Below are 14,074 nucleotides of genomic sequence, written 5' to 3' on the forward strand. Positions count from 1 at the left end.
ACCGCAGCATGGTCGGACAGCACGGCAGCGGCGCGTGCCTCGAACCGGCCACGCTGTACCTGAACATCGTCGAGACGAAGGGCGAGTCACGCCACAATCATTGACGTGACCGGGTGCCGCGCGAGTCGCTATGTGCTCTCGCGTGGCACCACTTCGTAGTGAATCTGGATGACCGTCGGCAGCGGCTTTCGCTTCGTTGCTGCAACGGTTTTCGTGCCTCGGGTCTTGTCCGGTTTGCCCTCGCCTTCCGCCTCATCGAGCGCCGAGAGAAGCGATTCGCCGGTAGCGCGCCCAATGCCATAGGCATCGACGGAAACAGTCGTGATGGTCGGATAGCAGTGCCTGGACACTTCGAAGTCGCCAAACCCCGCCACCGCGATATCGCCCGGCACCGACAAGCCAAGCCGATGACACGCCATGACCGCGCCGAACGCGTGGATGTCGCTCGCGCACATCACGGCGTCGGTGTCGGGCCAGCGTTCGAGCAACTGTTGCAGCGCCGCTGCCCCATGAGCCATGGCAACGCCGTGCGCCATGGTCGTGGTCCACGCGCTCTTCGTGATGTCGCGAGGTTCACAGCCGGCCGCCCGGACTTCCTTCAGATAACCGCGCCGCCGGTCGATACCGCGCCGGTCGAGTTTCGACGCGCTGCTGACGAAAGCAATGCGTTCATAACCGCGCTCGTAAAGATGGCGGACCATGGCACGGGACGCTTCGGCATTGGAGAAGCCGACAACACGATCGATAGGATGCGCCGGCATGTCCCATGTCTCGATGACGGGAATGCGCGCACGCTCCAACAGGGAGTGAGTCTCGGCCGTGTGGTGACTGCCGGTCAATACAATGCAACGCGGTTGATAGCGAAGCAGCGCCCTGACAAGCTCCTCTTCGCGCGGCAGGTGATAGTCCGTATTCGCCAGCAGCATTTGCATGCCGGCGGGTTCGATCACGTCGTTGATACCGCGAACGGTATCGGAGAAATTCGAGCTTGAGAGCGAGGGCACGAGGACCGCGACGAAAGAAGAACGTCCCGACGATAACGCGCCGGCCGCCGCGTCCGCGACATAACCCAGTTGATTGACCACGTCCAGTACGCGCTCACGCGTGGCCACGCTCACGGGCCGGCCCGCGAGGACACGAGACACCGTCATCTTGGAGACCCCGGCGATGCGCGCTACATCCGCCATGCGGGGAGGCGCGGAAGTCGGAAACTTGTCGTCGTCGGGCATCGTGCTCTTCATTGATCTGGTGTGTGAATGATACTGGATGACGATTCCAGACCGCAATGTGGAAGGTGCTCAAGAGAGCCAATCGCTATCCGGATACGCGGGAGCGGATTGACGAATGACGTGGCATATTCCCGTTTCGCCGGACTGTCTCCTCGCGTCGCACTCAAGTTTGGTTTGCGGACGAAAGCGCCCGCGGATCCAGCAGGTTTGCATTGAAATCGCAGCAATTCTGCGCCAGTTGCGCGACCTGACTGCTGAGCGAATAGGCATGCTCTGCTCTATGGAGCGCCACGTAGTGGACCGGCGGAAGAGCGGGCTTCGTTTTAATGATCTTCAGGATACCTGCGGTGACCATGTAGTTAAGACATGTCTTCGGCAAGTAGCTCACGCCCATTCCCGAGACAGTCAACCCGATTTGTGCGACCAGGTTGTTGGCGACCAGGATTTTCGCCGTGCTTACTCCGTTCTCGGACAAAAACTGGGAGTAAGTCAGCCCGGTCCCCGACAGACTGCCCTGCAGAAGCAAGGGAAGATGGGCAATGTCCGCGATGGGTATTGTGGCTTTGCCTGAATGAAGCGAAGGAGAACACATCCATGCGTTTTCCACGGTGCCGACCGGGATGCTGGTAAAGCGCTCGCTTGTTGCAGCCTGGGGGACAATGATCAGGTCCGCGGTATCGGTTGAGAGCCGGTCCCTCAGCGTGGCGCTCAACTCGACCTCGGCCTCGACATTGACCTTTGGATAGGTTTCCTTAATAACAGATATCAGGCGCGGCAACCACGTAAGCGCGGTCAATTCGGTAACGCCAATCCGGATCCGCCGGATAAGCACTTCCTTGGCGCTTACCCGCTCAACAATTTCGTCCCGCCGCTCCAGTAGTTCCTTCGCATACTCGAACAGCTCATTGCCCTTTTCAGTGAGCCGGGCCGCACGCGAGGTCCGGTCAAATACCAGGAAATCGAATGCTGACTCAAGTTCATGTATACGTTTCGATATTGCCGACTGGCTCGTGTTCAATCTCCCGGCGGCGGCCTCGAAGGACCCCAACTGGACAATCCAGTACAACGCTTCCATCTGTTTGAAAGTAAGCATGCCGGTCCGGGTGTAAGTGCGAAAGAGATGTTATCAGCGACAATAACATCTCTTTTCAGACTTATTCCACGGGGTTACACGTTGATGCCCTTGACAGCCGCTTTTTTGGCGATATCGGCAGTCACCTGGAGGAATACGTCAATGTCTTCGGGCGAATTGCAGTGCAAGGGGGAGATGCGAACCGCCCCTGTCAATCCAAACGATTCGAGCATTCGCTTCGAATACAGGCTTGTTGATACCCGCTCGTAGACAATGACGCCCCGGCGCTCGTATTCCCTGACCGCCTCGACCTCGGGAAGATCATCGAATGCAATCGCGAGAATCAGGTCACGGCGAGTCAGGTCATTGTGGTCCAGCAAGACCTGGACACCGGCCAAGTCGCGAAGCCCGCGCACTTCTCCGGCTCCATTGAGCATTCTTGAAAGCAGGGCCCGCTCGTGTAGTCCGATAGCCTTCATGCCCGCCGCATATTGCGACCTGCGGTCAGTCGAATCCACGCACTGACCTCCCAGCCAGCATACGTAGTCGACAATCTCGGTTACGACAGCAAACTGCGCCGGCGCCGAACTGCCCAGGTCCCAGTGATCTTCCGGTTTTGCGGCAAGCTTCTGATGGGGCAACCTCGCCGCGCGAGGGGAGAGCCATGAGATGCCGGACCCTCTGCATCCGAAAAATTTATAGGGTGCAAAATTGATGCCGTCAACGGGCGTCTTTTCCAGATCGATCAACCCGTGCGGAGCGTGCTGCACGGCATCAACAACAATGTACAGATCCGGTTTGATCGCTCTCGCTTCCCGCACGATCCGCTCGAGATCGATTTTCGCGCCGGTAATGTTCGATGCATAAATAAGGCTAAGCAGGCAAGTCCCGGCATCAATCAGGCCAAGCACTTCCTCAACGTCAATGCCCCCTGTGACCCGATTGCTCTTCGCGACACGAAGCTCTTTACCCAGTCCTTGCGCGTATAGGGCCACGGCGTCGTACGAAGACGGATGCTCCAGTACCGTCGTCACCATGTTGGTCCCGGGAACGGCTCCCGCTATCGCCTGGACCATCTGGAACATGGCCCCCGAGGCGGTCAACGAGGCGTAGAGCGTTCCCTCTTCCGCGTTCAGGATCAGGCGGGCATCTTCTCCGCCCTTCCTTTGTATCGCCTGCAACGCGCGGGCGACTTCATGTATGCGTTCCGGGTTATCTGGAATCAGGTCGACTTCCGAGTATCGCTCGACGGCCCTCTTCAGGCGGTAAGAGCCACCCGCATTGTCAAAGTAGAGCCGCTTGCGCCCCGTGAAGTCCGAATCAACATAGTGAAACTTCTCTCTGACAACGCGCATCAGCGCGTCGCTGAAAAGTTGCCCGTCCGCGCTTTCCATCGTCTATCCCTTTTTTGGTCGTCATTCGCAAGACGCTCTCGCGACATTTCGGGTCCACGATAAGTCTCGCAAAACCAGACGAAAAGCGATTTTTTTTGATGATATCTCATCGCTTTAATTCCGGTCACCGGATGAATAAAAGCGATACAACACTATCGAAAAATATCACTTTTGAACAGATTTTCTGCGTGAAAGAATGGGTTCCAACAGGGTCGCACGGCTCTTGGTAGTAACCCTGCAGGCTATGCGCTGACTTAAATCCCGTCCTTTTGGAGAACTCTAGTGAACCGATACAAAACATGCATCGCGGCAGCCGCGCTTGCCGCCCTGTTGACCGGTGCGGGGGTTGCGAACGCCGACCAGCTGGCGGACATAAAGGCGCATGGCACGCTTGTATGCGGGGTTCTCAGCAACGGCGCACCCTTCGGCTTTCAAGACCCCGATACCCGGGAAATAGTCGGATATGACGTCGACTTCTGCAAGGGGGTAGCGAAGGAGTTAGGCGTTAAACCTGAATTGAAAGTGCTGTCACTGGACGCACGCATTCCCGAGCTGACGCAAGGACGCGTCGATATTCTTGCCGCTGTTCTGGGATACAACCCGCAGCGCGCGCAACAGATCACATTCTCGGACACCTACTTCGTCAGCAACCAGGTGATTGCTGCATCCACGGCAAGCTCGAACAAGACGCTTGGCGATCTGGCAGGAAAACGGATCAGCACGATCAAGGGATCGAGCAACATACCCATGGTGCAACGCGTATTGCCCACCGCACAAATTGTCAGCTATGACGACGCTCCATCCGCATTCATGGCCCTGGCTCAAAAGAAGGTTGATGGATACGTGCTGTCGGAGAGCCTCATGCACCGCTTCATCGACAAGCTTGGCGCTAACGCCAACACGATCACCATCCTGAGCCCGGCCGTCGGCCGTGAATACTGGGGCCTTGGAATGAGGAAAGGCGAACCTGGCTTGGCCGATGCAGTCAACGGCGCATTGGTGAAGATGCAGGCGTCCGGCGAGTCGCAGCAAATCTTCAACAAATGGCTCGGAACCGGTTCGCCCTTCAAGATGAAGCGTGACTTCACCACTGCACCCATTCCCGGCTGATTGCATAGCCGGTTCGAGCTGACAGAAGGAGTGAAGCATGCTTGGACGCCTTGATTTCAGCGCGATCTTTGCCGGACCTTTTGCGCATCTGCTTGTGTCCGGTGCGATCAAGACCTTCGAGCTGACGGCAACGAGCTGGACCCTGGCCGTGGGACTGGGCGTGGTGCTCGCAGTCCTGCGCGCCTCAGGCTTTTCCCTAGCAACAAAAACCGTTGCCGCATTCGTGGCCTATCACCAAAACGTTCCCATGCTCGTGCAGATTCTGCTTTGGTATTTCGGGGTCCCCACGCTTCTTCCGGACACCGCGCAGACCTGGGTCAATGCACACGACGGCGAGTTGATCTTTGCATCGATTGCGGTTGGCCTGTGCATGTCGGCGTACTTCTCGGAGGACCTCCGCAGCGGGCTAAGGTCGGTGCATCAAGGCCAACAGGAAGCGGGACGGTCCCTGGGACTGAGCTTTTTCGCCACCATGCGTTATGTGACGCTTCCACAAGCCATTAGAAATGCGCTGCCGACATTTATCAACCACACGGTCCTGCTGTTCAAGAACACGAGCCTTGCAATGACCATTGGTGCAGCGGAAATGACATACGTTGTTCGGGAGATCGAGAACGAAACGTTCAAGACGTTCGAAGCCTACGCTGTTGCGACATTGTTCTATCTCACCGTGTCCCTGGGTCTGATGGGACTGGGTGCCCTGGTTGAGAAGCGTATTCAGAACCAGGCGAGGTAACTCATGCTCGACATCATTCGCGACAACTGGTTGCTTCTGCTGGTCGGACAGTATCCGACCGGGCCCCTTGGGGGGCTTGTGCTGACTCTCATCCTTTCGGTGATGGGTCTGGTCCTGTCTTTCCCCATCAGCATTGGAATCGCATTGTGCAGGACATCGCCTATCCGGTTCCTCTACGTGAGTTCCACCGTACCGGTCTATATCGTGCGCGGCGTTCCCCTGGTGATGTTCGTTTTCTGGGGATATTTCCTTGTACCCATTCTGGTGGGTCATAGCGTGACCGCTTTCACCACGCTGATCTGTACGCTCATTGTCTATGAGTCGGCCTATCTCTCCGAGGTGGTGCGCGCAGGCATCCAGGCGCTTCCGAAGGGACAGGTCGAGGCTTCGCGCGCACTGGGGATGGGGTATTGGAAGACAAACCTTTGGGTAGTCATGCCGCAAGCGCTTTACAACATGGTACCCAGCATCATCAGCCAGTTTGTCTCAATCATCAAAGAGACATCGATCGGGTACGTTATCAGCGTGCAGGAACTGACGTTTTCGGCAAACCAGGTCAATAACAATTTGCTGACGCGCCCATTCCCTGTTTTTCTCATTTTGGCGATCACCTACTTCATCGTGTGCTTCGTGCTCACACAATGCGCTCAACACCTGGAGCGCACCATCACGCGCAAGCGATCGCCCAAGATGACGCAGCTAAGGAGCATTGCAAATGATTCGGTTCTCGAAGGTCAATAAGTGGTACGGAGAGTATCAGGCGCTCACGGACGTCACCGCGGAGGTGAAGAAAGGCGAGGTCGTCGTCATCTGTGGCCCGTCCGGCTCTGGAAAATCCACGCTCATCCGGACCGTGAATCGCCTCGAGGAAATCAAGTCCGGTGTTATCCACGTGAACGGTCAGGATATCCATGCGCCCGGTCTGCGGATCAATGACTTTCGCAGCGGCATAGGTTTTGTGTTTCAGTCGTTCAATCTCTTTCCGCACCTGTCAGTAAGTGAGAACGTCTGCCTGGCGCCAGTGCGCGTATCAGGACGGAGCAAACGCGAAGCCCGGGAACACGCCGCCGCTTTGCTCGACCGGGTCGGGCTGGCCCACAAGGCAAACTCGTATCCGCAGCAGTTGTCCGGCGGACAGCAGCAACGGGTCGCGATTGCGCGAGCGCTCGCCATGAACCCGCCCGTCATGCTATTTGACGAGCCCACGAGCGCGTTGGACCCCGAGATGGTAGGCGAGGTATTGAACGTCATGAAGTCGCTTGCCCGGGACGGCATGACCATGGTCTGCGTGACACATGAAATGGGATTCGCTCGCGAAGTAAGCGACCGGGTCTGGTTCATGGACAGAGGCGTCATTCTCGAAGAAAACTCTCCGGAAGCATTCTTTACAGCGCCGCAGCATGCACGTTCCAAAGCGTTCCTGTCTGATCTGAGGGCGCATTAGGGCAGGCCGCGAACGTCACATCTTCCACAGCTCCGAGCAACTTGGCCTCTGCGTATTTATGCGCAGCGGCCACGTCTGTGCGCATTGAATAGCTCGTGCTGCGAGCAACCCGAAGTTGTACGCGCAGATGTTGCGCATGCTTTCGCCCTACAGCCGCACGAAACAGTGAGGTTTTGATCGTGGCGAGGTGTCGTCAAGGTCCCTTCTTCGGGGCTGCAGATTCAGCTCCACTGCGACACAGTATTAGAATTAGTGATACTCGCTTGTGACATGCTGTTTTCTTGAAGTCGTCACCCTAAACTGGTTTCCAAGGTGCAGTCGACTTGAGCACCAGAACGAGAGACAGGAGACGATTGTGAGCAAACAGGTGTTGCTGGAGGATCTACCGCTTCGCCCCTTTCACGTAGGAGTGGCGTTCAGCGGTACAGGCGGGCAGTTCAGTGATGGTTTCGTGCTGGGGATTATCGGCATTGCCGTCAGCATGGCCGCCGGTCCGCTTCATCTCAATGCCCTTTGGACAGGACTGCTTGGGGCGGCGTCGCTTGCGGGGCTGTTCTTTGGCAGCATGCTGGCGGGCCCGATTGCGGACAAATATGGCCGCCGGACAATTTTTGCGTTCGACATGCTGCTTTTCGCAGTAGTCTCCGCTGCTCAATATTTCGTGACGTCACCCGAACAGTTGCTGGTCTTGCGCCTCGTGCTCGGGTTCATCCTCGGCGCCGACTATGTGGTGAGCAAATCCCTGGTGACGGAATACTCGCCCCGCCGCTATCGTGGGCGTCTGCTTAGCGTGCTCGCTGCGGCATGGGCAGCGGGGTATGTCGGTGCTTATCTCGCCGGCTTCGCCATGCGGGACATCGGCCCCGACGCCTGGCGGCTCATGCTTGCCGCCAGCGGAATTCCGGCCCTGCTGATTCTTCCGTTCCGCCTTATCGTGCCCGAGTCGCCGATGTGGCTGATGAAGCGAGGTCGCGGCGACGAAGCGCTCGCCATCATCCGTCGCAAGTTCGGCCCTGACGTCATGCTTTCGACGCCGACGGAGGTGCCTCAGCAGCGTCGCGGTGCCTGGTCGGAGTTGCTCTCGCCACGTTGGCGCAAGAACACCCTCGTTGGCTGTGTCTTCTATACATGCCAGGTTATTCCTTACTTTGCGCTGGGCACTTTCGCGCCAAGGGTTCTGCAAGCCCTGAAAGTCAAAGACAGCTTCACGGGCGGGCTTGTCTACAACATCCTGCTCTTCGCCGGCGCCGTGATCGGACTCGTACTCGTCGATAAGCTCTCGCGTCGAACGTTCCTGATCGGAACCTTCTACCTTGCAGCGCTTGGGTTGGCCGTGCTTGCCTACGCCAATTTCGGACCGGTCGGGACGATGCTGGCTTTCGGCGTCTTCGCGTGCATTCTCTCGGCTGCGGCGAACCTCGAATTTGTCTACCCGCCCGAACTCTTTCCAACACATCTTCGAGCATCCGGCGTCGGCCTGGCGGTCGCCTCAAGCCGCTTCGGTTCCGCCATCAGCACATTCCTGCTGCCGCTCGCAGTTCAGCATGTGGGCATTCACGCGGCACTCGGTGTCTGTGTTGCGGTGCTGCTTTTCGGCGGAGTCTTCTGTCATATGCTGGCTCCCGAAACTGGCGGGGAAAATCTCTCGGACGTAAAGTCCGATAACACCACCGATGACCAGCCGATAGCGGGAGAGCGACATGACGCAGCTATCGCTACCTCCGCGTTGGGCAGCAGCAAGACACGCATCTGATTGCTCATTGGACGGCAGCGGTCCGGACGCGTGAACGTAAGCCAGTAGGCTCTTATCAGGACACACCATGTTGCCAAACAAACCAATCGATATGCATGCGGTACAGGTCTTCGTCGCCGTCGCGGAAGAGGGAAGCATGTCTTCGGCGGCCACCAAGCTGGGCATATCTCAATCAGGTGTGTCGCAAATCATTCGGCAGCTCGAAGAAGAGTTGGGCGTCGTGCTGGTGAACCGCACGACCCGGCCGCTGGCGCTGACACCCTTTGGCATCGCACTTCGGAACCGGGGCGCCGTCTTAAGCGAAGAGATCGCAAATCTGAAGGCACAGGTTGTAGAAGCCGGACGAGGCATTAAACCGGACTTGCGTATAGGACTGGTCGACTCGTTTGCGTCTACCTGTGGTTCGGTTTTTACAAAGAACTTGCTAGGCAAAGTTTCGCAGTTGTCTATACGTACCGGGTTGAGTCCCCAGCAGGGAGAAGCACTCCTGCGGCGTGACCTGGACCTGATCGTCACCAGCGACCCGTTGATGGACGCCAATGACGTGGTCCGGTACCGGCTCTTCTCGGAGCGCTACTTTGTCATAACGCCGAAGGAGCTAAGGAAGTCTGTGCGAACCATCGAGGATGTACGAGCTCTTGGCAACAGCTTGCCTATCGTCCGGTTCAATCGCACATCACAGGTTGGAATGCAGATCGAGCGGTATTTGCGGCGGATTGAAGTACGACTTCCGAACCGCCTTGAACTGGACAACGCCGATGCCTTGACTTCGATGGTTGCGGAAGGAATTGGCTGGGCCATCACGTCCCCTATGTGCCTTCTTCAGGGTGTGACGCATGCAAGCAAGGTTGCTATCCATGTGATTGAAAAGTTGGGTCTCGAGCGCTCTCTTTACCTGGTGGCACGCCGGGACGAATACAACGCTTTTTTTGATGACGCGTGCGATACAGCGCGCGAAGTGATCGAAACGTCATTCATGCCGAGGGTGAAAGCCGTCGGTTCAGACATAGAGCAACTTATTACCGTTGGCGAAAGGAATTCCTATGAATAAGCTTAATGAAGACGGACAAAGAGTCGAACATGACTATGTCGGCGAGGTCGCCATTCCAGGCGACAAGCTGTATGGAGTCAACACGGTTCGCGGAGTGGACAACCTCACGGTTTCGTCTCTGAACATCGCTCACTACCCGCAGTTCCGGGACGCTTTCGCCCAGGTCAAGTGGGCTGCAGCTTTGGCCAACCGCGACAACGAGGTCCTGACCAGAGAACAATGTGAGGCTATCGTCAAAGCATGCCAGGAAGTCATCGAGGGACACTTTGACGCTTCGTTCGTGGTCGACCTGATGGAGGGGTCGGGTGGGACATCGACCAACATGAACTTCAACGAGGTCATCGCCAATCGTGCCCAACAACTCCTGGGTCACGCTGCCGGACACTATGAAGTGATTCATCCCAATGACCACGTCAACCTGTCCCAATCCACGAACGATGTCTACCCGGCGGCGTTGAAAATTGCGACGTACGCAATGCTCGAACCGTTGATTAAAGAGGTCACGCAACTTGCTGCCCTGTTTGATGGCAAAGCCGCCGAGTTCGCTGACGTGCTGCATCTCGGCCGGACATGCCTGCAGGACGCCCAGCCGATGCGTCTGGGTCAACTATTCGGAGGCTATGCGTCTCTGACAGAGCGTTTGGCAGAGGAACTCGTGGCAGTCCGCGACAAGCTCCGGACACTTCCTTTGGGCGGCACCGCGATTGGCACCGGCTTTGGCGCGCCTGCGGGTTACCGTGCCGCGGTATACACGCACCTTCGCAGCATAACCGGTGTGGATTACCAGGCACCGGCCAATCCGTTCGATGCCATGCAGAACATGGATGTGTTCTCGCGTGTTTCAGCTGAACTTCGTACTTGTGCTGTATCGCTCGCAAAAATCGCATCTGACCTGACCGTCCTGTCGTCAGGTCCTGTCGGCGGCCTCGGAGAGCTGACGCTGCCGGAAGCGCAGGCCGGGTCATCCATCATGCCTGGTAAGGTCAATCCTGTCCTGCCAATGGCGATTATTCAGTTGAGCTTTGCAGTTGTTGGAAATGACGTTGCAGTTGCGCAGGCAGTGCAATATGGCGAACTGGAAATCAATCATTTTGAGCCCGTGGTCGCGTCGCGCGTTTTCGACAGCATCGCGCTGCTCACAAACGGCATTCAGCGTTTCGCACAGAAGTGCATCAAGGGCATCAAGGCTGATGCTGCGCGCAACGAGCAGCATTTGATGGAATCCATGGCGGTAGCCACAGCACTGGTTCCCAAGATTGGCTACGCTCGTGTAAGCAAGCTTGCGCGCCAATCCGTGGCCGAAGGCCGCTCCCTGATCACGATTCTGGACGAGTCCGGACTGCTTTCTACCGATGACACCATCGCGGCAATCCGCAAGGCGTCGTACCCCGTGTTTGACGCGTAAACGCTCACCAGGCGCGAGCCGACCGGGAACCTTCGTCGGTCGGCTCGTTTTTGATTAAAGATAGACGACAGCATGCTGGGAAAAGACGAACTATTAAAACGCCTGGAGGAAAGGAACATCGCCTTTGCTTGCGAGCAGCATGACTCGGTGCTCAACATGGCCGAGTCCGGAATGCTGACGCTTTCTCTGCAAGGTGCGCGCTGCAAGAATCTGCTCCTTCAGGATAAACGCGGCCATCACGTTCTTGTAGTAACCACTGCTACGAAGTCGCTCGACCTGTCCGCAGTCGCGAAAATTCTGGGCAGCAAGCGGCTTTCGTTCGCATCCGCAGACAAGCTCTTCGAGTTGCTCGGGACACTTCCCGGTTCTCTGAGCCCCCTCGCGTTGGTCAATGATGAAGCCAGGCGCATCCGACTCGTCATCGATTCGGAGCTGGCCGGAGAATCGACGTTTCTGTTCCATCCGCTTGAAAACAATGCAAGCGTCTCACTTTCCCGTACTGGATTGGATGACTTCCTCGCGAGCATCGGCCACCCTGCAGATTGGCGGGTCCTGGCTGGTCGCGCGGCCGATTAGAGTCACCTGTCAATCTGACACGCCATGTCATTCCCGGCCGCGAACGCGGCAAGCAACTCACGCTTGAAGCCGACGTGAGGACCTTCCTGCATCCGCGCTTCAATCCACCGCTCCAGGTAGGCCTGAGTGGTCTCAGCCGGCTTCGACGCTAACGGCATTGCGAACCCTCGCGTGTCATGGAAGCCAAGCCTGCCCTGACGGCTTTGGGCCTCGCCGCGCGCGTCAGCGCATCTCCGGCTACCCGCTCATTGAGCAGACGATTGCACGTGCCATCACGACTTCCACCGTTCATCCGGGCGTCAAATCACGCGTAAACCCGATTAGGGAATTTGCATAAAATTAAAATATTGACGCTAAATTAAAGAATGACTACCTTACTTCCAATGCGACGGAACACTTGGGCGCAGAAATCGCGACGAGAGAGATGCCATGTCACACACCCTGTTTCGACTTTTTCGAGGATTGGTCACGTGCGCCCTGACGGCTACAGCATTGGTCATGTCGGGTCCCGCTTTTTCCGCAGGCGACACGCTGAGGGTTGCAACCGAGGGTACTTATCCTCCGTGGAGTTTCAAGGATTCCTCCGGCCAGCTTCAGGGCTTCGACGTAGACATTGCGAATGCCCTCTGCGTACAGATGAAATTGAAATGCCAGATCGTTGCGCAGGCGTGGGACGGCATCATCCCCGGTCTCCAGGCGAATCGATACGACGCAATCGTTGCCTCCATGTCGACAACGCCCGAGCGGCGCAAGCAGGTTCTGTTCACCAACAGGTACAAGGACACCACGTCCAGTTTTATCGCGGCAAAGGACAGCGGGATCAAGGACGTCTCGCCCGCTGGCCTGAAAGGCAAGCGCATCGGGGTGCAACGCGGCTCTTCCCAGCACCAGTGGCTGACCGCTAACGGTTACGACAAGACGGCGTCTCTCGTGCTGTATGACGATACCCGTCAGCCGGAACTGGACCTCGTCGCAGGTCGCGTCGACCTCATCATCGGCAACAAGGCAACGTTTTATGCTGACTTCTTCAAGCGGCCGGACTCGAAGGATTTCGCGTTCGTCGGACCGGAATTCAAAGGTGGAATACTCGGCGACGGGAACGCAATTGCCGTTCGACTCAGCGACGCCGAGCTCTGCAGTCGCATCAACGCAGCGCTGGCCGCCATCATGGCGAACGGCACGTACGACCAGATCAGAAAGAAGTACTTCCCCTTCCCACTGATGTAACGCGGGGTGCGGCATGTCAAGTTTCACTCTGAACGGCTATGGAGAGCTCATTCTGCTAGGTGCCCTGACGACCCTGCTGGTCGCACTAGCGGCCGCAGCTTTCGGCACGGTGATTGGCGTTCTGATGGCGGCGGCGAAGTTGTCGCAGTCCAGGGTACTCAGGCAGATTGCAGGCGCGTATACGACCACCATACGAGGCGTGCCGGACCTGTTGGTCATCTTTCTTGTGTACTACGGCGGTAGCGCGACGCTTTCCCACTTGATGGGCCGGCCCATTGAAATCAATGCGTTTGGAGCGGGCGCTCTGTCCTTGGGGTTCGTGTTCGGAGCGTACGCGACGGAGATTTTCCGCGGAGCCATTCTGGAGGTTCCACGCGGCCAGGTTGAGGCTGCTGCCGCTTTGGGATTATCAGGAACAGGCAGCTTTGCTCATGTGATTGCCCCTCAGGCGTGGCGCCTCGCGGTGCCTGCTTTCGGCAACCAACTGACTGTGCTGCTCAAAGAGACGGCCCTTGTCTCGCTTGTCGGTCTTGAAGACCTGATGCGACGAACGGGCTTCGCCGTCGAGGCAACAAATCGTCCGTTCTTCTTTTACCTTGTCGCTGGCGTTGTGTACTTCGTGCTCAGCTATGCGATGACAAACGCGTTCAGTAGCGTCCGTCGCAAGACGTCAGCCGCATTGACGAGGTGAGGCATGTTTGACTTCTCGTTGTTCCTGTCGAGCCTGCCCCGACTGCTTGCGGCAGTACCAGTCACGCTCGAACTGTTTGTCGCCATTGTAGTAGCAGGCCTGCTCGTGGGCGTGCCGACTGCTCTCGCCGGACTAAGCTCATCCAGGCTGATGAGCAATGCCGTCAAGTTTTATATTGGCGCGTTCCGCGGCACACCGGCTCTCGTGCAATTGTTTTTTCTCTATTACGGTTTCGGTCAGTTCGCGTTTATCCGGCATTCCATCGTGTGGCCGCTATTGCGCGACCCGTTCACGTGCGCAGTGATTGCGCTAGCAGCCTGCGGAAGTACCGCTGAAACGCGTCATCGTGCAGGGTTCGTGAAGCGTTGATAGAAGGAGCCCAACTA

15 protein-coding genes are annotated in these 14,074 nt (G+C 57.3%); 11 read left to right on the forward strand and 4 right to left on the reverse strand.

All coding sequences use genetic code 11. The features are described 5' to 3' along the window. Nucleotides 1-128: 128 nt before the first annotated feature. The 3 genes from AWB69_RS43560 to AWB69_RS43570 form a co-directional block, all read right to left on the reverse strand. Complete coding sequence (locus AWB69_RS43560; protein ID WP_062890670.1) at nt 129-1,229, reverse strand: LacI family DNA-binding transcriptional regulator; 1,101 nt, start codon at nt 1,227-1,229, stop codon at nt 129-131. A 163-nt stretch (nt 1,230-1,392) separates the two neighbouring features. Beyond that, a complete protein-coding gene (locus AWB69_RS43565; protein WP_062092961.1) occupies nt 1,393-2,322 on the reverse strand; it encodes a LysR family transcriptional regulator in 930 nt (309 codons plus the stop codon). A 74-nt stretch (nt 2,323-2,396) separates the two neighbouring features. Then, entirely contained in the window at nt 2,397-3,695 is a 1,299-nt protein-coding gene (locus AWB69_RS43570; protein WP_062092962.1) for an aminotransferase class V-fold PLP-dependent enzyme, read from the reverse strand. Nucleotides 3,696-3,977: 282 nt separating this feature from the next. Here AWB69_RS43570 and AWB69_RS43575 point away from each other — a divergent pair, with 282 nt between their 5' ends. From AWB69_RS43575 to AWB69_RS43610, 8 genes are all read left to right on the forward strand, one after another. After that, nucleotides 3,978-4,805 (forward strand): ABC transporter substrate-binding protein, encoded by an 828-nt coding sequence (locus AWB69_RS43575; protein ID WP_062092963.1) that lies wholly within the window; start codon nt 3,978-3,980, stop codon nt 4,803-4,805. 37 nt (nt 4,806-4,842) lie between these two features. Further along, nucleotides 4,843-5,541 carry an amino acid ABC transporter permease gene (locus AWB69_RS43580; RefSeq protein ID WP_062092964.1) on the forward strand — a complete coding sequence of 233 codons (699 nt, stop codon included), beginning with the start codon at nt 4,843-4,845 and terminating at the stop codon, nt 5,539-5,541. A 3-nt stretch (nt 5,542-5,544) separates the two neighbouring features. Continuing rightward, a complete protein-coding gene (locus tag AWB69_RS43585) occupies nt 5,545-6,282 on the forward strand; it encodes an amino acid ABC transporter permease (protein ID WP_062092965.1) in 738 nt (245 codons plus the stop codon). Further along, nucleotides 6,257-6,985: an amino acid ABC transporter ATP-binding protein gene (locus AWB69_RS43590; protein WP_062092966.1), complete on the forward strand. Its 729-nt coding sequence runs from the start codon at nt 6,257-6,259 to the stop codon at nt 6,983-6,985. The genes AWB69_RS43585 and AWB69_RS43590 overlap by 26 nt, the downstream gene beginning before the upstream one ends. A gap of 355 nt (nt 6,986-7,340) precedes the next feature. Further along, nucleotides 7,341-8,738, forward strand: coding sequence for an MFS transporter (locus AWB69_RS43595; RefSeq protein ID WP_082913860.1), 1,398 nt, complete (start codon nt 7,341-7,343; stop codon nt 8,736-8,738). A 67-nt stretch (nt 8,739-8,805) separates the two neighbouring features. Beyond that, nucleotides 8,806-9,789 carry a LysR family transcriptional regulator gene (locus tag AWB69_RS43600; RefSeq protein ID WP_062092967.1) on the forward strand — a complete coding sequence of 328 codons (984 nt, stop codon included), beginning with the start codon at nt 8,806-8,808 and terminating at the stop codon, nt 9,787-9,789. Next, the gene (locus tag AWB69_RS43605; RefSeq protein ID WP_197500478.1) at nt 9,764-11,194 is read left to right on the forward strand and encodes an aspartate ammonia-lyase; all 1,431 of its coding nucleotides are present in this window, start codon (nt 9,764-9,766) and stop codon (nt 11,192-11,194) included. The genes AWB69_RS43600 and AWB69_RS43605 overlap by 26 nt, the downstream gene beginning before the upstream one ends. 72 nt (nt 11,195-11,266) lie before the next feature. Continuing rightward, nucleotides 11,267-11,770 carry a prolyl-tRNA synthetase associated domain-containing protein gene (locus AWB69_RS43610; RefSeq protein ID WP_062092969.1) on the forward strand — a complete coding sequence of 168 codons (504 nt, stop codon included), beginning with the start codon at nt 11,267-11,269 and terminating at the stop codon, nt 11,768-11,770. Between the two features lie 2 nt (nt 11,771-11,772). On the opposite strand, the gene AWB69_RS48425 is transcribed toward AWB69_RS43610, so the two are convergent. Further along, nucleotides 11,773-11,928 (reverse strand): hypothetical protein, encoded by a 156-nt coding sequence (locus AWB69_RS48425; protein WP_156529197.1) that lies wholly within the window; start codon nt 11,926-11,928, stop codon nt 11,773-11,775. A gap of 271 nt (nt 11,929-12,199) precedes the next feature. Between AWB69_RS48425 and AWB69_RS43615 the strand changes: the two genes are divergently transcribed. The 3 genes from AWB69_RS43615 to AWB69_RS43625 are packed head-to-tail and all read left to right on the forward strand — an operon-like array spanning nt 12,200 to nt 14,057. Next, complete coding sequence (locus AWB69_RS43615; RefSeq protein WP_063978053.1) at nt 12,200-12,997, forward strand: transporter substrate-binding domain-containing protein; 798 nt, start codon at nt 12,200-12,202, stop codon at nt 12,995-12,997. Between the two features lie 13 nt (nt 12,998-13,010). Further along, nucleotides 13,011-13,688 carry an ABC transporter permease gene (locus AWB69_RS43620; RefSeq protein ID WP_062092971.1) on the forward strand — a complete coding sequence of 226 codons (678 nt, stop codon included), beginning with the start codon at nt 13,011-13,013 and terminating at the stop codon, nt 13,686-13,688. A gap of 3 nt (nt 13,689-13,691) precedes the next feature. Continuing rightward, complete coding sequence (locus AWB69_RS43625; protein WP_062092972.1) at nt 13,692-14,057, forward strand: ABC transporter permease subunit; 366 nt, start codon at nt 13,692-13,694, stop codon at nt 14,055-14,057. Nucleotides 14,058-14,074: the final 17 nt, after the last annotated feature.

It is taken from the genome of Caballeronia udeis (assembly GCF_001544555.2).
GTDB classification, from domain to species: Bacteria; Pseudomonadota; Gammaproteobacteria; order Burkholderiales; family Burkholderiaceae; genus Caballeronia; species Caballeronia udeis.